15 protein-coding genes are annotated in these 16,959 nt (G+C 67.8%); 5 read left to right on the forward strand and 10 right to left on the reverse strand.

Annotated elements, in window-relative coordinates:
* The first annotated feature begins 5 nt into the window (after positions 1 to 5).
* Together U4Y91_RS01000 and U4Y91_RS01005 are read left to right on the forward strand one after the other, a co-directional pair.
* A complete protein-coding gene (locus U4Y91_RS01000) occupies positions 6 to 914 on the forward strand; it encodes an HpcH/HpaI aldolase/citrate lyase family protein (protein ID WP_321802641.1) in 909 nt (302 codons plus the stop codon).
* A 130-nt stretch (positions 915 to 1,044) separates the two neighbouring features.
* The gene (locus U4Y91_RS01005) at positions 1,045 to 2,361 is read left to right on the forward strand and encodes an MFS transporter (RefSeq protein ID WP_321802643.1); all 1,317 of its coding nucleotides are present in this window, start codon (positions 1,045 to 1,047) and stop codon (positions 2,359 to 2,361) included.
* Between the two features lie 56 nt (positions 2,362 to 2,417).
* Here U4Y91_RS01005 and U4Y91_RS01010 read toward each other — a convergent pair whose 3' ends face one another.
* On the reverse strand, positions 2,418 to 2,585 hold the full coding sequence (locus U4Y91_RS01010) for a hypothetical protein (RefSeq protein WP_321802644.1): 168 nt from the start codon (positions 2,583 to 2,585) through the stop codon (positions 2,418 to 2,420).
* Positions 2,586 to 2,642: 57 nt separating this feature from the next.
* Positions 2,643 to 4,553 carry a DUF3857 and transglutaminase domain-containing protein gene (locus U4Y91_RS01015; RefSeq protein ID WP_321802645.1) on the reverse strand — a complete coding sequence of 637 codons (1,911 nt, stop codon included), beginning with the start codon at positions 4,551 to 4,553 and terminating at the stop codon, positions 2,643 to 2,645.
* A gap of 366 nt (positions 4,554 to 4,919) precedes the next feature.
* Between U4Y91_RS01015 and U4Y91_RS01020 the strand changes: the two genes are divergently transcribed.
* Positions 4,920 to 5,057 (forward strand): hypothetical protein, encoded by a 138-nt coding sequence (locus tag U4Y91_RS01020; protein WP_321803170.1) that lies wholly within the window; start codon positions 4,920 to 4,922, stop codon positions 5,055 to 5,057.
* A 104-nt stretch (positions 5,058 to 5,161) separates the two neighbouring features.
* A complete protein-coding gene (locus U4Y91_RS01025) occupies positions 5,162 to 5,320 on the forward strand; it encodes a hypothetical protein (protein WP_321802647.1) in 159 nt (52 codons plus the stop codon).
* Between the two features lie 135 nt (positions 5,321 to 5,455).
* Here U4Y91_RS01025 and U4Y91_RS01030 read toward each other — a convergent pair whose 3' ends face one another.
* The 5 genes from U4Y91_RS01030 to U4Y91_RS01050 all read right to left on the reverse strand — a co-directional run bounded on the left by U4Y91_RS01030 (position 5,456) and on the right by U4Y91_RS01050 (position 9,518).
* Complete coding sequence (locus tag U4Y91_RS01030; protein ID WP_260439219.1) at positions 5,456 to 5,581, reverse strand: hypothetical protein; 126 nt, start codon at positions 5,579 to 5,581, stop codon at positions 5,456 to 5,458.
* A gap of 30 nt (positions 5,582 to 5,611) precedes the next feature.
* Positions 5,612 to 5,887: a hypothetical protein gene (locus U4Y91_RS01035; RefSeq protein WP_321802649.1), complete on the reverse strand. Its 276-nt coding sequence runs from the start codon at positions 5,885 to 5,887 to the stop codon at positions 5,612 to 5,614.
* Between the two features lie 58 nt (positions 5,888 to 5,945).
* Complete coding sequence (locus tag U4Y91_RS01040) at positions 5,946 to 6,947, reverse strand: OmpA family protein (protein WP_321802651.1); 1,002 nt, start codon at positions 6,945 to 6,947, stop codon at positions 5,946 to 5,948.
* Between the two features lie 168 nt (positions 6,948 to 7,115).
* Positions 7,116 to 9,086 carry an APC family permease gene (locus tag U4Y91_RS01045; RefSeq protein WP_321802652.1) on the reverse strand — a complete coding sequence of 657 codons (1,971 nt, stop codon included), beginning with the start codon at positions 9,084 to 9,086 and terminating at the stop codon, positions 7,116 to 7,118.
* 45 nt (positions 9,087 to 9,131) lie between these two features.
* Positions 9,132 to 9,518 carry a hypothetical protein gene (locus U4Y91_RS01050; protein ID WP_321802654.1) on the reverse strand — a complete coding sequence of 129 codons (387 nt, stop codon included), beginning with the start codon at positions 9,516 to 9,518 and terminating at the stop codon, positions 9,132 to 9,134.
* Positions 9,519 to 9,653: 135 nt separating this feature from the next.
* Between U4Y91_RS01050 and U4Y91_RS01055 the strand changes: the two genes are divergently transcribed.
* Positions 9,654 to 10,517 (forward strand): crotonase/enoyl-CoA hydratase family protein, encoded by an 864-nt coding sequence (locus U4Y91_RS01055; RefSeq protein WP_321802655.1) that lies wholly within the window; start codon positions 9,654 to 9,656, stop codon positions 10,515 to 10,517.
* 51 nt (positions 10,518 to 10,568) lie between these two features.
* On the opposite strand, the gene pdeR is transcribed toward U4Y91_RS01055, so the two are convergent.
* The 3 genes from pdeR to U4Y91_RS01070 all read right to left on the reverse strand — a co-directional run bounded on the left by pdeR (position 10,569) and on the right by U4Y91_RS01070 (position 16,883).
* A complete protein-coding gene (gene pdeR, locus U4Y91_RS01060; protein ID WP_321802656.1) occupies positions 10,569 to 12,572 on the reverse strand; it encodes a cyclic di-GMP phosphodiesterase in 2,004 nt (667 codons plus the stop codon).
* Between the two features lie 233 nt (positions 12,573 to 12,805).
* Positions 12,806 to 13,234 carry a hypothetical protein gene (locus U4Y91_RS01065; protein WP_321802657.1) on the reverse strand — a complete coding sequence of 143 codons (429 nt, stop codon included), beginning with the start codon at positions 13,232 to 13,234 and terminating at the stop codon, positions 12,806 to 12,808.
* 10 nt (positions 13,235 to 13,244) lie between these two features.
* Positions 13,245 to 16,883 carry a hydantoinase B/oxoprolinase family protein gene (locus tag U4Y91_RS01070; RefSeq protein ID WP_321802659.1) on the reverse strand — a complete coding sequence of 1,213 codons (3,639 nt, stop codon included), beginning with the start codon at positions 16,881 to 16,883 and terminating at the stop codon, positions 13,245 to 13,247.
* Positions 16,884 to 16,959 lie beyond the last annotated feature (76 nt).

A 16,959-nucleotide genomic window follows, 5' to 3' on the forward strand; every position in this document is an offset into this window, starting at 1 on the left:
CGACCATGACACGCAACCTTCATCGATCACTCGCCGCCCTGCGACGCGTCTGGCTTTTCGTGCCCGGTGCCGACACGGCCGCGCACGCCACCGCACTCGGTACGTCCGCCGACGCGATCGTCTTCGACCTGGAAGAAATGACTCTGCCGGCCGACCGGCCGGCCGCACGCCGGCATATCGTCACGCGGCTCGCCGACGCGGCCGCCTGCGGCGCGCTCGGCGCGGTGCGGATCAACAAGCTGGAGCACGACGGCCACGACGATCTCGCCGGCGTGATGCCGGGCCGCCCCACCGCGATCTTCCTGCCACATGCGGAAACCCCGCTGCAACTCGTCAGGCTGGCCGACGCGCTGACGACACTCGAAGCGCATCACGGTATTGCGGAAGGGTCGACGGAAATCGTGCCGACGATCGAATCGGCTTACGGGCTCGTGCACCTCGGCGCGATGCTCGCCGCGAGCCCGCGCATCCGTCATGCGATGCTGGCGGTCGAGGATCTCGCCACCAGCCTTGGCGCACGCCGCTCGCGCAACGGGCTCGAACTGCTGCATGCGCGCAGCCGGTTCCTGATCGAGTGTGTCGCGGCCGGCTGTACGCCGATCGACCTGCCATGCACCTACCGCGCGCCGGACACGCTCGCACACGACCTTGGTACGACGACGCAGCTCGGCTTCCGGTCGAAATGCGCGGTGTTCGCCGAACACGTCGACGCCATCAACCACGCATTGACGCCCACCGATGCGGAGGCGGATGCCGCGCGCGCGCTGCTCGACGCCCATCGCGCGCAAACGGCGCCCGGCCACCGCGCCGCGCCCGACGGAATCGACTGGATCGACGCGCCGGACGCGAACAACGCGCGTCGCCTGCTCGAACGCCATGCGCTATGCGGGCGTATCGAGCATAAGCGCCACTAATGCTCGCGATTAAAAAACAGAATTTTACGCACGCATATCGGCGACGGATAAACCACGCAGCAGCCTTGCGACACCGCCGGCAGTGCATCGCCGTGGCCGACCGCCCCCACGACAAACGACAGGACAGCCCATGTCTCAACCCGCCCCCACCACGAATCAACCCGTGCGCGCCGCCACCGCGGCGTTCATCGGCACTGCCGTCGAGTTCTACGACTACTACACGTATGCGACCGCCGCCGCGCTCGTGCTCGGCGACGTGTTCTTTCCGAGCAGCAACCATTTCCTGAGCACGATGGCGTCGTTCGGCACCTTTTTCGTCGGCTTCGTCGCACGGCCGCTGAGCGGTGCGGTGTTCGGCCATCTCGGCGACCGCATCGGCCGCAAGAAGATGCTCGTGCTGACGATGTTCCTGATGGGTATCGCGACGACCGGCATCGGCCTGCTGCCGGGCTACGCGACGATCGGTATCTGGGCGCCGATCCTGCTGGTATTGCTGCGGGTCCTGCAGGGCATCGCGGTCGGCGGCGAATGGGGCGGTGCCGTCTTGATGGCCAGCGAACATGCGCCGGCCGGTCGCAAGACGTTCTTCGCGTCGTTCGCCCAGATGGGCAGCCCGGCCGGGTTGATTCTGTCGTTGATCTCGTTCCGGCTCGTCACGACGCTCGACCACGAGAGCTTCGTCAGCTGGGGCTGGCGCCTGCCCTTTCTCGCGAGCTTCGTGCTGCTCCTCGTCGGAATGGCCATCCGCCTCGGCGTGAAGGAATCGCCCGAATTCGAACGCGTGCGCGATACCAACGCAGTGGCGAAATATCCGGTCGCCGAGGTGCTGCGCACTGCCTGGGTGCCGATCCTGCTGGCGGCCGCGGCCACCACGATCGGCTCGGCCGGCTTCTTCTTCACGAACACGTTCATGATTTCGTACGTGACGACCTACCTCGGCATGTCCAAGTCGTTCATCCTCGATTGCCTGTTCGTCGTCACCGTCATCCAGTTGCTGTCGCAGCCCGTCTCCGCATTACTCGCGCAACGGTTCGGCGAAACCCGCTTTCTGACCTGCGCGGCGCTCCTGTCGATGGTGACGCCCTATCCGATGTTCCTGCTCGTCCAGACGCAGAACCCCGTCGCGATCGTCGCCGGCATCTCGTTCGCGGTCGTCACCCTGTCGGCGATCTATGCGGTCATCGCCGGCTTCATGACACCGGCATTTCCGACACGTGTGCGCTACTCCGGCATTTCGATCGCCTACCAGCTGTGCGCGATGATCGCAGGCGGCACGACGCCGATGATCGGCACGCTACTCGCGCAGCAGTTCCGCGGGCAATGGCTGCCGCTGGCGGGCTTCTTCACGCTGCTGTCGTTCGTCTCCCTCGTCGGCATCGTCGGGCTCGGGCGGTACTGCCGACGCCAGCGCGCCACCCTCCGCGGATCGCTGGCGACCAGCCCGTAATACCGGACTGGCGAGCAATGTCCGCACGATACGCGCAGCGCATTGAACCAGGCCGTTCAGCCGCTGCGTGCGTCGAGCTTGTCGACCAGCGCCGTCGCGCACTGCACGGCGAGCGCCGCGCACTGCTCTGCATCCACGGGCACACCGCTTGCGACGGTGCCTTGCACGATCCGGCCCAGCAAATCTTTCGAGAGATCGGCGATCTCGTAGTCTCGTTCCGTCATGATGTCCCTCCTGTACATCGGCCGATAATGGCGAACGCGCTCACTGCGCCTGCCCGTTCAATGCCCTTTCGCCCGCACGACGATCTGCGCCTGCGTGTCGCGTTCGATGCGTTCGAGCGACGCGCGCAGCGCTGTGAACTCGTCGGGCGTGCAGACCTGGCGGCCGAACTCGGCCTTCATCCTCCGCGTGACCTGCACGACGTGCGCGGCCGCATCGAATACGTAATGCGACGTGAAGTCGACGAAACGGTCGTGCACGGCCGTATCGGCCGGCAGGTCGGTCACCGCGACGTCGGCCGGCAGCGCGATCTGGCCGGTCTCGTCGAACGTGCCGCCGATGCATGCCCACGGCTGCGTGCGCACGGGCTCGGCCAGCCAGCCCTCGACCTGCGTCGCGATGCCGCCCGTGAGGCTCGACAGCGCGGGCACGGCGGTCGTGCCGTCCGGCCACACGAAGTGATCGAGCGTGCCGGCATACGTGACGTCGAACGCCCCGTCCGTCGCACGGCGATCGCTCGTCGCGATCTGCGCGCGGCCGCGCAGCCCGCTTTGCCGCAGGCGTTCGGTCGCGATCTGCCGGATGCGGTCGGGCGCCGCCCGACGAAACAGCGTGCGTTCGAGTTCCGCGGTCCAGCCGTCGTCCTCGACACGCGCATGAAACCGCGCGGCGCCCGGTTGCGCGGCATCGATCTCCACGCGCGCGGCGCGGTGCTTCGGCTGCGTGGCCGGCGTGCGCGACAGCACGCCGGTATCGACGAGCAGCGCCGGCCGGTCCATCACGATCGGCGGCAGGTAGCCGAACGCGATGCCGGCCGTCGTGGTGTCCGCGTAGACGCCGAGATCGGGCAGCCACGTGATCGCGTGATTGATCGCGCCGCCGCCGTAACCGGGCACCGACGGCAGCGTGTACACGGAGCCGAGATTGATCAGCACTGCTTCGCTGCGGATGCCGGCCGCCGCGAGCAATGCGCCGAACAGTGCGACGTGGTCCTTGCAGTCGCCGTAGCGGTTGCGCAGGATGTCGGTCACGCGGTGCGGCGCGGCGGCCGTCTCACCGAGAAAGAGCGCGACGTAACGCACGTTCGCCTGCACCCAGTCGTACAGGATGCGCGCGCGGTCGAGCGGATCGGCGGCGCCGGCGGTGAGCGCGCGCGCCAGCTGCACGACGGCCGGATCGTTTGCGCTCGGGTCGACGGCCGCGTTGCGATAGCGCGCCGCGAACGCCGCATAATCGGGCAGCGTGGACACCACGAGCCGGTCGCCGTAGGTCGGATAGCCGACCGAGCCGCTCTCGATCCGGTCGTACGTGCCGTGCCGGTATTCGAATGCGTAGCGCGTGCGGCCGTTCGCGGTCACCGGCGGCAGCGCGACGTAACCGCGCGCGTCCGCATGCAGCGGCATGTCGGCCGGCACGTCGAAGATCAGCCGCTGGTTCTCCACCGGCTCGCGCGACGGTTCGACGTAGTAGCCGAAGTAACCTGCGTTGACCGGCTTCGTGCGCGACTTGCGAAACGCGATGCGCGTGCTCGATCCGGCTTCGACGCCCGGAAATACGACGGTGCGCAGCAGCCCGTCCTGGAACGTCGGCGCGCCGGCCGAGCGCGGCTCCTGCACATCGCGGATGCCTTCCGGACCGACCGGATGCGCGACGCCGTCGCGATCGATCGTCTCGGCCGCGACCAGGTCGACCTTCTCGAGGTTCTTGTCGAACCACACGTAGCGCTGCGCGATCGCATCGATCCCGTTCGCATCGTTCGCGCGCAGTGTCGAATCGTCGTCCTCGTCGAGCGAGCCGTCGTGCTGGATCACGAATACATGGACATCGCTGACGAGCGTGACGGGCGCTGTGTCGCCCGCGTCGGCGAACGCGGGACGCACGAACGCCAGCGCGCCTGCGGTCACGGCAACCGCGAGCGTTGCGGCGCGACCCGGCAGCCTGCCGGTCGATCGGAACGAAAAACGCACCACGTCGAAGCTCTCCGCGCGTTCGTGCTCAGGTCGGGACGCAACGGGCACGCATTGGCGCGCCGCGCCCCGTCGTTCAACCCAGTGTGGGTGACGTGCCCGCGAGCGTCAAGCCACGGGGCGGCGGCCCGCGCCGCCACGCACCGGGCGCACGAGGAAGCGCGCATGCGTCACGCCGGCAGACTGTCGCACTTTCGCGCCCTGCTGGCTGCGTGATCGCCATTTATGTCATGTCGTGACACATAATTTTGGCGCGTAACGCCGCGCGTGCGAGGTCGCCGAAACGCATGACGATCCGGTGAATGCGACACGCCGACATGGGGAAGGAGACATCGTGCCGATCGACCACGATTTCGAAGTCGTTATCTCGTGATCGCGTTCGCGCTGCCGGGCGCGATGCTGATCGGTGCGCTGCATCTCGAACGGTGGCATCCTGAATGGGTCGGCGCCGCGATCAGCGCGCGGCTCGGAATCGCGCTGATCGAAGCGATGTCGATGCTGACGTGAACGCGGCCTGGCCCTCGTTCTTGCCCCCCGTTTCCGCCGCGCCGTGCGCGTTCGCGGCCCGGGGTCGGAACGACCGGCACCGGCCCCTACCTGCCGGAGGCGACATGGAAAACGCTATCGTCGCGATTGTCCTGCTGCTCGCGGTCCTCGTGTTCGCGGTGCTGTTCTTCGCGGAACGGCGCAGCCGCGACCGCACGCGCGACCGGCTGCTGCACCGCTCGTCGCAGCGCTCGGCACGCTCGCATACGCATCACCATTCGTAAGCGGAAAGCGCGCCGCGCACACCGAGCCCCTTCAAGCGTACAGCCCCGGAATAGCGGCACATATTTCTCGAGGACATCAACGGGCGCCGAAGGGCGCCCGCGGTCCGACAGCTTGCGTGTCGAGCGTCGTTGCGTTCAATGGCAATCGCCGACGCGCTTGCCGCGCCACGTCCACGCGAGCGTGTACGCGCCGGCCTGCGCATGCTGCCCGTGCAATTGCCCCTTGAGGTCGTAGCGCGTCGGCGTCACATCGCCCGTCACGGTCGCGTTGCCGCGGCCCTGTTCGTTCGCTCAGGCCAGCGCGACTTTCAGCGTCGTACCGGCGTAGTTCCAGTTCGTGACCGTGCACTTGACGTCGTCGCGCTGCATGCGCGACTCCAGCGTCTTGCGCAGGTTCTTCGCGTCCGCGTCGGTCAGGCACTGGTCCGGCGTCCGGTCGGTGCCCTGCGGCAGCGGCTTGCCGTTCAGCGTGTATGCGGTTTCGTCGTGCCAGATGCCTGGCGACGCGGTCTGCGCGAATGTCGAGACGGCAAAGCCGGCCAGTCCGGCCGCGATCAGGATCTTCATGGTGCGGATCGATTGAAGGACGCAGGCGCAGCAGCGCGTGCGCCCGGTCCGGCGTGCGTTATTGCTGCACGAGTTCGACGCGGCGGTTCTGCGCGCGGCCTGCGTCGTCGCCGTTGGACGCAACCGGCGACAGCGACGCGACGCCCTTCGCGACGAGCCGCGCCGGCGCGATCTTGTAGGTCGTCGCCAGTGCCTGCGCGACGGCCTCCGCACGCTTTTGCGACAGGTCGGCGTTGCGCGCGAACTGCCCTTGATTGTCGGTATGGCCGACGATGTATACCTTCAGCGCCTGGTTCGCCGTCAGCAGCTTCGCCATCTCGTCGAGCTGCGGCTTCGACTCGGGCTTCACCTGCGCCTTGTCGGTATCGAAGTAGATGCCGTACAGCGCGATCTTCCCCGTCGCGGCGAGGCCTTTCTGCAGCGCACCGGAATCGAGCACCTTGACTTGCCCGGTCTGCATCGGCTTCACCTCGACGACTTCCTCGTAGACGAGCGTGCGCCTGTTCGATGCCGAATTGTCCATGATGTGCAGGAACACATACGCATCGCCGGACGCTCGCGGCAGCTTCGCGAGGATCGTGCGGTGCTTGTCGCCGAAGTTCGCGTCGCCGCCGCCCGCCTGCCGCAGCCGGCCGGAATTGATCACGACGCTCTGGAAGTCGCTGCCGCCGCTCTTTCCGCACTGCTCCGCCGTGCAGCGGAACAGAATCTGGAAGCCGCCCTTCTGCAGCGCGTCGAGATAGTTGCGCTCGACTTCCAGCGTCGACCGGCCGCCGTCGATCGCGTACGAGATCCGCGTGATCTTGCCTTCGAGATTCAGGCCCTTGGCGGTCTTCTCGTCGTCGATCGGCTGGTTCGGCAGGAACGCTTCGTCGAACGGCGTCTGCGAATACGCGGTGATGGTCGCGCCTGCGAAACGCGTGAGCAACGGATGATCTTTCGCACCCGGCTTGTCGCCGCCAGCGCTCGCCAGCGACGAAAGCGACAGCAGCGCGGCGGCGAACAGCGCGTTGCGGCCACGGCGCGCGATATGGAATACGGACGATGCTGCGTTCTTCATTGAGCCCCTCGGAAAGGATTTGTCGTTCTGTTGATGGCGTCGAAGCGCGCGCATCTTATCAAATCTTTCCGGGAAAACGGGCAATAGTTTGCGAATACTGAACAATCTGACGCGTCACGTCATGTTGAATCGATTCCAAGCGGGCGCGGGCGTCTTCCGTGTGCATCGCTACCCGACGTTCATCGGCAGCAGCACCATCTGCCGCCCCTCGACGTGCAGCCGCGCCTGCAGTTCGACCGGCGTCTGGTTGTGCAGCCACGCGGTCAGGAAATTCACGCGCCTGAAGATCAGCTTGCTCGCGAAGCACACCGCGTTCGGATAGGCATCGAGCGTCGACGACGCGAGGTTCATGAATTCGACGACCGGGTTCGTGCCGAACGCGATCCGGTAGTCGGCCGCGATGCCGTGGCGGCGGCAGTGCGCGACGTAGTAGTCGAGCGCTTCGGTGATCGTGTGACGCAGCCGCTCGAGATGCTCGTGCCCGTCGTACGCCTTCGCATCGACCTCGCCCACCGCGAGAAAGATCACGTTGCGAAAGTGCCCGGGAAACAGCCGGTTGACCCACAGCAGCGCGTGCATGCTCGCGCCGCGATGCTTGCCGACCAGCAGCACGGCCGTCGGCTGCGACGGATCGGGTCGGCCCGGCGCGGCAGCCTCGTCGACTTCCGGCGGCGGCCCCGAGAACAGCGCATCCTCCTTCGCGAGCTGCGCGCGCGTGTACGCGTAGTGGCGGTTGATCATGACGCACAGCGCGATCACCGCGCTCGTCACGAGCACCGTGAGCCAGCCGCCGGCCGTGAACTTCTCGATCAGCGTGATGACGAGCACCGTCGACGTCACGCTGAACCCGAGCGCCGACAGGAAGAAGTGCTTGAACCAGCCGCGCTCGCTGCGATGGTGCCACCAGTACGTGCACAGCCCCAGCAGCGACATGCTGAACGTGAGGAACACGTTGATGCTGTACAGCACGACGAGCACGTCGACGCTGCCGTGCGTCCACAGCAGGATCAGGAGGCCCGACAGGCCGACGACGATGATGCCGTTCTGCCGCACGAGGCGCGTCGACAGGTCGCGGAAATGGCGCGGCACCCACGAGTCCGACGCCATGTTCGACAGCACCGCCGGCCCGTCGAGAAAACCCGTCTGCGCGCCGACCAGCAGCAGCCCTGCCTCGAACGCGAGCACCGCCGCGAGCAGCGCGTGGCGCGCGAACGCGGAGCCGAGCCCGAGATGATCGATCACGCTGCCGAACACGACCGCGTTGAGCGTCTCGCCTTCGACGGGCCGTGCGTGCCACAGCATGTACAGCAGGATGATGCCGCCGGCCGTGAACGCGAGCGACGTCGACATGTACCACATCGTCGCCTTGCCGTTCGGCACGCGCGGATCGGCGAGCATGTTCACGTTGTTCGACACGGCCTCGAGGCCGGTATAGGTGCCGCCGCCGAGCGAGAACGCGCGCATCAGCAATGCGAGCATCACGAACACGCCGAGCGATTGCGACATCCCGTGCGCCTCGTGCACCGCGTCGGGCACGATCGTCGCCAGGGCGCTGCCGTGCACCGCGACGCCGTATAGGATCAGCCCGAAATGCAGCACGACGAAGCCGATGAAGATCGGCAGCAGCACCATGATCGATTCGCGCATCCCGCGGAAGTTGAGCCCCGTCATCAGCAGGATCAGCACGATCTCGGTCGTGAGCTTGAACGCCTGCGCACTGACCGGCAGCAGGCTGAAGAACGCGTCGACACCGCTCGCGAGCGACGTCGCGACGGTCAGCACGTAGTCGACCAGCAGCGCCGCGCCCGACACGAGCCCCGGCTTCGATCCGAGCAGCGAGGTCGCGACGCGATAGCCGCCGCCGCCGGTCGGGAACAGCTCGATCACCTGGTTGTAGCCGAGCGCGATGATGAACACGGTCGCCGCGGTGGCGCATGCAAGGAACAGCGCAAGCGGCGTGTGGTGCGCGAGCGCGAGGAACGCCTCCTCCGGGCCGTAGCACGACGACGACAGGCCGTCCGCGCCGAGCCCGACCCAGGCCAGCAACGGCGTCACCGCGATCGCATGGCGCGTGCGCGGATCGAGCGGGTCCAGCGGCTTTCCGACGAGCAGCTGCCACATCTTCTGGAATGCGGTCACGGTCCCCTCCCGGGACGCCGGGCGCGGCGGCGTCATCTTCTAAAACTAGCCGACGCCCGGCCGCTGCACCAGTCCGCACAATCCATGAGACGCGGTCGGCGGCACGGCGCCGCTTTCAACGCGTAAGCGGCCGGCACGCCGCGCGTTGGCCGAAGCGGCGTGCCCGTACCGCCCGCCGGCCGACCGCGCGGATCGGCACGGCATCGTCATCGCGGCCGCCCTTGCCGCGTTCGCTGCCTTCACCACCTTCACCGCCTTCGCCGCCTTCGCCGCCTTCGCTGCCTTCACCGCCCCGGACGACCACCGGCCCAATTTCGCCCACCTCTCATCACGGTTCTCCCGCCGGGCGATCACATCGACCACATCGTTCGCATCACCCGCATGACCCGCACGGTTCGCGCCGGACGCGATACCCGCACGCGTCTCGGTCATGCGTTGTTCCCCGCAATTCGGCATTTGTGCGCGCGCAACAATGGCGGTGCCCCGCGGCCGGCGCCGTGCGGGGGCAGGTTTCCACGTCGCCGGCCGCGTCGGTCTCTGAAAAACCACATCTCTCGAGGACATACCATGCAACTCCAATCCCATCCGGCGTGCCGTCCGTTTTACGAAGCAGGCGAACTCACGCAGCTGACCGCGTTCTACGAAGAAGGCCGCAACGTCATGTGGATGATGCTGCGATCGGAGCCGCGGCCGTGCTTCAACCAGCAACTCGTCACCGACATCATCCATCTCGCGCGCGTCGCACGCGACTCGGGCCTGCCGTTCGACTTCTGGGTGACGGGCTCGCTCGTCCCCGAGCTGTTCAACGTCGGCGGCGACCTGAGCTTCTTCGTCGACGCGATCCGCAGCGGCCGCCGCGACCAGCTGATGGCCTACGCGCGCTCGTGCATCGACGGCGTATACGAGATCTACACGGGCTTCGGCACCGGGGCGATCTCGATCGCGATGATCGAGGGCAGCGCGCTGGGCGGCGGCTTCGAGGCCGCCCTCGCGCACCACTACATGCTCGCGCAGAAGGGCGTGAAGCTCGGCTTCCCCGAGATCGCGTTCAACCTGTTCCCGGGCATGGGCGGCTATTCGCTGGTCGCGCGCAAGGCGGACCGCGGGATCGCGGAATCGCTGATCTCGTCCGGCGAGGCGCACGCGGCCGAGTGGTACGAGGATCGCGGGCTGATCGACCAGACGTTCGACGCGGGCGACGCGTATCTCGCGACACGCACCTTCATCGACGTGATGAAGCCGAAGCTGAACGGCATCCGCGCGATGCTGCGCGCCCGCGAACGCGTGTTCCATCTCACGCGTTCCGAGCTGATGGACATCACCGAGGAGTGGGTTCACGCGGCGTTCACGATCGAGCCGAAGGATCTCGCGTACATGGAGCGCCTGGTGATGCTGCAGAACCGGCGCGTGTCGAAGCTGCGCACGGTGTGACGTGAGCGGCGCGCCGCCGCGTAACCGGCGGCGCCCGTCAAGCGGGGAGGCTCAGGCGATCAGCCTGAGCTTTCTCGTTTCCGCGAGCCAGGCCTCGAAGGCCTGGGCCGGCATCGGCCGCGCGAAGTAGAAACCCTGCGCGTGGTCGACGTTGATCTGCTTCAGGAAGTCGGCTTCCGCGTGCGTCTCGACGCCCTCGGCGACCACCGAGAAACTCAGCGCCCTCGCGAGCGACACGACCGAGCGCACCAGCGCCTGCGAGCGCGGGTTGCGGTCGATGCCCGTGATGAAGCTGCGATCGAGCTTGATCGAATCGAGCGGCAGCCGCGACAGTTGCGACAGCGACGAATAGCCGGTGCCGAAATCGTCGAGGTGAATCTCCGCGCCGAGGTGGCGGAACTGCTTCATCAGCTCGTGCGCCGCTTCTTCATCCTCGATGAAGCTGCTTTCGGTGAGCTCGATGTCGACGAGGCTCGGCTTCAACCCGGCGCTGTCGAGGATCGACGCGAACTGATCGACGATGTTCATGTCCTGCAACTGCCGCGCGGATACGTTCACCGCGATCCGCACGTCGAGCCCCTTCGCCTTCCACGCGGCGGCCTGCGCGGCCGCGGTGCGCATCACCCAGCGCCCGAGCGGCGCGATCAGCCCCGATTCCTCGGCGAAGCGGATGAACTCGATCGGCGCGACGAGCCCGCGATCCGGCGACTGCCAGCGGATCAGCGCCTCGACGGCGTGCACGTCGCCGGTCGCGATGTCGACGACCGGCTGGTAGTGCAGCACGAACTGCTCTTCCTCGAGCGCCTTGCGCAGGTTCGTGTCGAGCCACATGTACTTCGCGACCTTCTGGTTCATCTCCAGCGAGAACACGCGGTACGTATGCTTGCCCTCTTCCTTCGCGACGTACATCGCGGTGTCGGCGCTGCGGATCAGCGTTTCGAGCGAATCGCCGTGCTGCGGATACATCGCGATGCCGATCGAGCAGCTCGTGTAGACCTCCACCAGCCCGAGGTGGATCGGCGTACGCAGCCGCTCGAGGATGATCTGCGCGGTCGCCTCGAGCAGCGGCCGCGTGCCGTGCTCGAACAGCACCAGGAATTCGTCGCCGCCGAGCCGCGCGAGCGTCGCGCCGGACGGCAGGCAGCCGCCGATGACCATGGACACGTCCTGCAGCAGGCGGTCGCCGGTGATGTGCCCGTAGTGGTCGTTGACGCGCTTGAAGTTGTCGAGATCGAGGAACAGGATGCCGACCTGGCCGCGCACGTCGGTGCGGTCCGCGGCCAGCGCGACGCGGATGCGCTCGCTGATTGCATGACGGTTCGGCAAGCCGGTCAGCACGTCGGAATTCGCGAGTTCGCTGAGCCGCTGCTGTGCGTTGCGCTCCTCGGTGACGTCGACGCCCGAGCAGATCAGGAACTGCTCGTCGGCGCCGCTGCCGCTCTGCACGAACTTGTTGCGGAACTGGAACAGGCGCGGGCCGTTGACCGTATTGATGTAGCGCTCGACCTCGAACGACCGGTTGCTCGCGAAAAAGCCGGTGATGTTGCTGCGCGACTGCGCACCCTGGTCGGGGCTCATGAATAGCTCGAACGCGCTGCGGCCGATCACGTCGACCTCGCGCTTGCCGGTCACTTCCTCGCACAGGCGGTTGAAGCGCTGCACCATGCCGTTGCGGTCGAGGATCACGACGAGCGAATTCACTTCGGACACGACCTGCTCGGCGAACGCGAGCCCGTGAGCGAGATCGCCCGCGACGGACGCCGTATCGGAATAGGCGGAGGCGGTGCCGGCCCAATTGGCGGTGTCGACCTTCCTGCCGACCAGATGGAGGCTGACCGGATCGCCGAACAGCGCGAGTTCGAGCACGAGGTGCGACGTAACGCCGGTGAGCGCGCGGATCCGCGCGGCCTGTTCACCGGTCAGTGCCACCGCGACATTGGTCAGGCCGCGAACGGCGGCCAGCTCGAGCGCATTGCTGTCGCTGCCGAGCCGCCAGCATGGGCTATGCGTACCGAGATGCGCTTCGAGCACGGCGCGATCGTTTTCGTCATCCATGGACACGCCCCGATCCAGAAAAAACGCACAGTGTAGACGGAGGCGAGCCGGCCGCACCCGATCCCCGGGCGCGCAGCGCGCGTACCCGGCGGGGCAGTCGTGATGACCGTGCCTGCGGCCCTCGTTCCGTACTTGTTTCCAACTAATGCGACCCGGCGTTCGCGCATCTCGCGCGCAGGTTTTCCAAACGAATGTTGGAACCCATCTTATCAAATGACGAAGAAGATTGGCACTCACATTTGGAACGGGGTGTCAAGGAATCGGAACTCGGTTGGCAGGAGGGATTTTTCGTGATTGGCGGGATGCGCGAAGCCGGTCGCGAACGCGTAGAACCAGGCCCGCGGAATCGCCGGAGCGCCCCGCCGGGCGGCGGTTTGTGGGAAATCGCGGCAGCCCGGCAGCGATTTGTCGGCACGACGCTGCGGCGGGGTCGGATCGCATTGCGCCGCGCGCGGATTCAGGGATTTTCGTTGCCGTTCATGCGTGAATGCGTCTTTATTCCCATCGCTGTTGCAACGTCGCGTCGAGCGGTGCGAGCGAATATATCGCCGGACCGCGCCGCCGATGCGGCGGCATGCATGGAACCGGTGCGATTGCCGCCCGGAATGCGCGGAAAGCGGGTGCGGCGGGCGCCCCGCCGCACCGCTTTGTGCGTGCGTCACACCCTGTTGCTCAGCCCGCCGCGCCGTACCCGCCGCCGCCCGGCGTTTCGACGACGAACACGTCGCCCGGCGCCATCTGCGCGCGGCCGATATGCTCGAGCGTCTCGACCGTGCCGTCCGCCCGCTCGATCGTGTTGCGGCCGAGCGCGCCGGCCTCGCCGCCCGCCGCGCCGAACGGCGCGTGGATCCGGTTGTTCGACAGGATCGACGCGGTCATCGGCTCGAGGAAGCGAATCCGCCGCACCGCGCCATCGCCGCCGCGCCAGCGCCCGGCGCCGCCGGAACCCGCGCGCAGCCGATGCGAGTCGAGCCGCACCGGATAGCGCCATTCGAGCACCTCCGGATCGGTCAGCCGCGAGTTCGTCATATGCGTCTGCACCGCGCCGACGCCCGCGAAGCCGTCGCCCGCGCCGCTGCCGCCGGCGATGGTCTCGTAGTACTGGTAGCGATCGTTGCCGAACGTGAAGTTATTCATCGTTCCCTGGCTCGATGCGACGCAGCCGAGCGCGCCGTACAGCGCGTTGGTGATCGCCGACGACGTCTCGACGTTGCCCGATACCACGGCCGCCGGATACTCGGGGTTCAGCATCGAGCGCGCCGGCACGATCACCGTCAGCGGCTTCAGGCAGCCGGCGTTCAGCGGGATGTCGTCGCCGACCAGCGTACGGAACACGTACAGCACCGCGGCCATGCAAACGGCCTTCGGCGCGTTGAAGTTGTTGTCGAGCTGCGCGGACGTGCCGGTGAAGTCGATCTCCGCGCGGCGCGCCGCGCGGTCGACGCGGATCGCGACGCGAATCTCGGCACCGTTGTCGAGCGGATAGCGATACGCGCCGTCCTGCAGCGCACCGATCACGCGCCGCACCGCCTCTTCCGCGTTGTCCTGCACGTGCCCCATGAACGCGAGCACGACGTCGCGGCCGAACTGCCCGACCATCCGCCGCAGCTCGTCGACGCCCTTCTGGTTCGCCGCGATCTGCGCGCGCAGGTCGGCCATGTTCTGCTCGATGTTGCGCGCCGGATAGCGGCCCGACGCGAGCAGCGCGCGCGTGTCGGCATCGCGCAGCACGCCCGCCGACACGAGCTGCCAGTTGTCGATCAGCACGCCCTCTTCGTCGATGTGCGTCGAATCGGGCGGCATCGAGCCCGGCGTCGTGCCGCCGATGTCCGCGTGGTGGCCGCGCGAGCCGACGTAGAACAGCGGCGTGTCCGAGCCGTCCGCGAACACCGGCGTGATGACGGTGACGTCGGGCAGGTGCGTGCCGCCGTGATACGGGTCGTTCAGCATGAACACGTCGCCGTCGTGCATGCGGCCGCGGTTGCGCTCGATCACCGTGCGGATGCTCTCGCCCATCGAGCCCAGGTGCACGGGCATGTGCGGCGCGTTCGCGATCAGGTTGCCGTCGCCGTCGAAGATCGCGCACGAGAAGTCGAGCCGCTCCTTGATGTTCACCGAATACGCGGTGTTCTGCAGCCGCAGCCCCATCTGCTCGGCGATCGACATGAACAGGTTGTTGAAGATCTCGAGCCGCACCGGATCGGCATCGGTGCCGAGCGAGCGGCGCGTCGGCAGCGGCGTCGTGCGGGTCAGCACGAGGTTGCCTTGCGCGGTCATCTGCGCGCGCCAGCCGGGTTCAACGACGGTCGTGCCGTTCTTCTCCGCGACGATCGCCGGGCCGTCGATCGCGTCGCCGGCCAGCAGCGAGTCGCGCACGTAGAGCGCCGCGTCGTGCCATTGGCCGCCGGAATGGAAGCGCACGGCGCTGTGCGCGCGCGGCGCCGCGCCCGCGTCGCGCGGCACGAGCGGCGCGATCTCGACCGGCGCATCCGAGCGGCCGATCGCCTCGACCGATGCCAGTTCGGCGACCAGCGGCGTGCCGGGCATCAGGAACGCATAGCGCTGCCGGTACGCGGCCTCGAACGCCTGCTGCATCGCGGCGACGCTGCCGGCCGGCACGTCGAGCGCGGAATCGGTGCCCTGGTAGCGCAGGTGCACGCGCCGCTCGGTCGCGATGCGCTCCGGCGGCACGCCCTGTTCGAGCAGCGCGCCGACCGCGTCGTCGGCCAGCCGGTCGAGCGCGGCGTTCAGCGCCGGCAACGATTCATCGGACAGCACGGCTTCCACCGCGCGCTCGCGCATCGCGGTCTGGTCGGCGAGCCCCATCCCGTAAGCGGACAGCACGCCCGCGAGCGGATGCGCGAACACCTGCGTCATCCCGAGCGCGTCGGCCACGCCGCAGGCGTGCTGGCCGCCCGCGCCGCCGAACGTCGTCAGCACGTAGCGCGACACGTCGTGGCCGCGCTGCACCGAGATCTTCTTGATCGCGTTCGCCATGCTGCCGATCGCGATTTCCAGGAACCCTTCGGCCAGCGCCTCGGGCGTGTCGCGCCGCCCGGTCGCCGCGTGAATCTCGTCGGCGAGCGCCGCGAATTTCGCGGCCACGCCGTCGCGGTCGAGCGGTTGGTCCGCGTGCGGGCCGAACACGCGCGGGAAGTGATCGGGCTGGATCTTGCCGAGCATCACGTTGCAGTCGGTCACCGTCAGCGGGCCGCCGCGCCGGTAAGCGGCCGGCCCCGGGTTCGCGCCGGCCGATTCGGGCCCGACGCGCAGCCGCGCGCCGTCGAAGCCGAGCACCGAACCGCCGCCGGCCGCGACCGTGTGGATGCTCATCATCGGCGCGCGCATCCGCACGCCGGCCACCTGCGTCTCGAACACGCGCTCGAATTCGCCGTTGTAGTGCGACACGTCGGTCGACGTGCCGCCCATGTCGAAGCCGATCACGCGCTCGAAGCCGGCCGCGCGCGCGGCGCGCACCATCCCGACGATGCCGCCGGCCGGGCCGGACAGGATCGCGTCCTTGCCCTGGAACGCGTCGGCGCGCGTGAGGCCGCCGCTGCTCTGCATGAACTGCAGGTTCACGCCGGGCATCTCGTGCGCGACCTGCTCGACGTAGCGGCGCAGGATCGGCGACAGGTACGCGTCGACCACGGTCGTATCGCCGCGCGACACCATCTTCATCAGCGGCGACACCTCGTGCGACACCGACACCTGCGTGAAGCCGATCCGGCGCGCGAGATCCGCCAGCGCGCGCTCGTGCGCGGTGTAGCGATAGCCGTGGATCAGCACGATGGCCAACGCCTGCACACCCGAGTCGAACACGCGGCGCAACGCCGCTTCCGCGCGTTGCACGTCGAGCGGCACGACGACGTCGCCGTGCGCGCCGATCCGCTCGTCGACCTCGACGACGGTCTCGTACAGCGCATCGGGCAGCACGATGTCGAGATCGAACAGGCGCGGCCGGTTCTGGTACGCGATGCGCAGCACGTCGCGAAAGCCGCGCGTCGTCGCGAGCGCGGTGCGTTCGCCCTTGCGTTCGAGCAGCGCGTTGGTCGCGACCGTCGTGCCCATCTTCACCATGTCGACGCGCTCGGGCGTGATCGGCTCGCCGTCGGCGAGGCCGAGCAGGTGGCGGATGCCGGCCACGGCCGCATCGCGATACTGCTCGGGGTTCTCCGACAGCAGCTTGTGCGTGACGAGCGAGCCGTCGGGCCGGCGCGCGACGATGTCGGTGAAGGTGCCGCCGCGGTCGATCCAGAATTGCCAGCGCGCGGCGTCGGAGGAAACGGGGAAAGTGTGTCGGTCAGTCATGGCGATGAACTCGATGCGTCGTTGATTCGAAGGACGAGCGCCGCCGCACGGCGCGCGTCGCGCGCCGCGTGAGGGC

It is taken from the genome of Burkholderia sp. BCC1993 (assembly GCF_905339865.1).
Classification (GTDB): Bacteria; Pseudomonadota; Gammaproteobacteria; order Burkholderiales; family Burkholderiaceae; genus Burkholderia.

Bases quoted from the DNA above. Each gene is read 5' to 3' on its own strand.
- U4Y91_RS01000 (WP_321802641.1), top strand. From the start codon at position 6: ATGACACGCAACCTTCATCGATCACTCGCCGCCCTGCGACGCGTCTGG.
- U4Y91_RS01005 (WP_321802643.1), top strand. From the start codon at position 1,045: ATGTCTCAACCCGCCCCCACCACGAATCAACCCGTGCGCGCCGCCACC.
- U4Y91_RS01010 (WP_321802644.1), bottom strand. From the start codon at position 2,585: ATGACGGAACGAGACTACGAGATCGCCGATCTCTCGAAAGATTTGCTG.
- U4Y91_RS01025 (WP_321802647.1), top strand. From the start codon at position 5,162: ATGGAAAACGCTATCGTCGCGATTGTCCTGCTGCTCGCGGTCCTCGTG.
- U4Y91_RS01035 (WP_321802649.1), bottom strand. From the start codon at position 5,887: ATGAAGATCCTGATCGCGGCCGGACTGGCCGGCTTTGCCGTCTCGACA.
- U4Y91_RS01040 (WP_321802651.1), bottom strand. From the start codon at position 6,947: ATGAAGAACGCAGCATCGTCCGTATTCCATATCGCGCGCCGTGGCCGC.
- U4Y91_RS01050 (WP_321802654.1), bottom strand. From the start codon at position 9,518: ATGACCGAGACGCGTGCGGGTATCGCGTCCGGCGCGAACCGTGCGGGT.
- U4Y91_RS01055 (WP_321802655.1), top strand. From the start codon at position 9,654: ATGCAACTCCAATCCCATCCGGCGTGCCGTCCGTTTTACGAAGCAGGC.
- pdeR (WP_321802656.1), bottom strand. From the start codon at position 12,572: ATGGATGACGAAAACGATCGCGCCGTGCTCGAAGCGCATCTCGGTACG.
- U4Y91_RS01070 (WP_321802659.1), bottom strand. From the start codon at position 16,883: ATGACTGACCGACACACTTTCCCCGTTTCCTCCGACGCCGCGCGCTGG.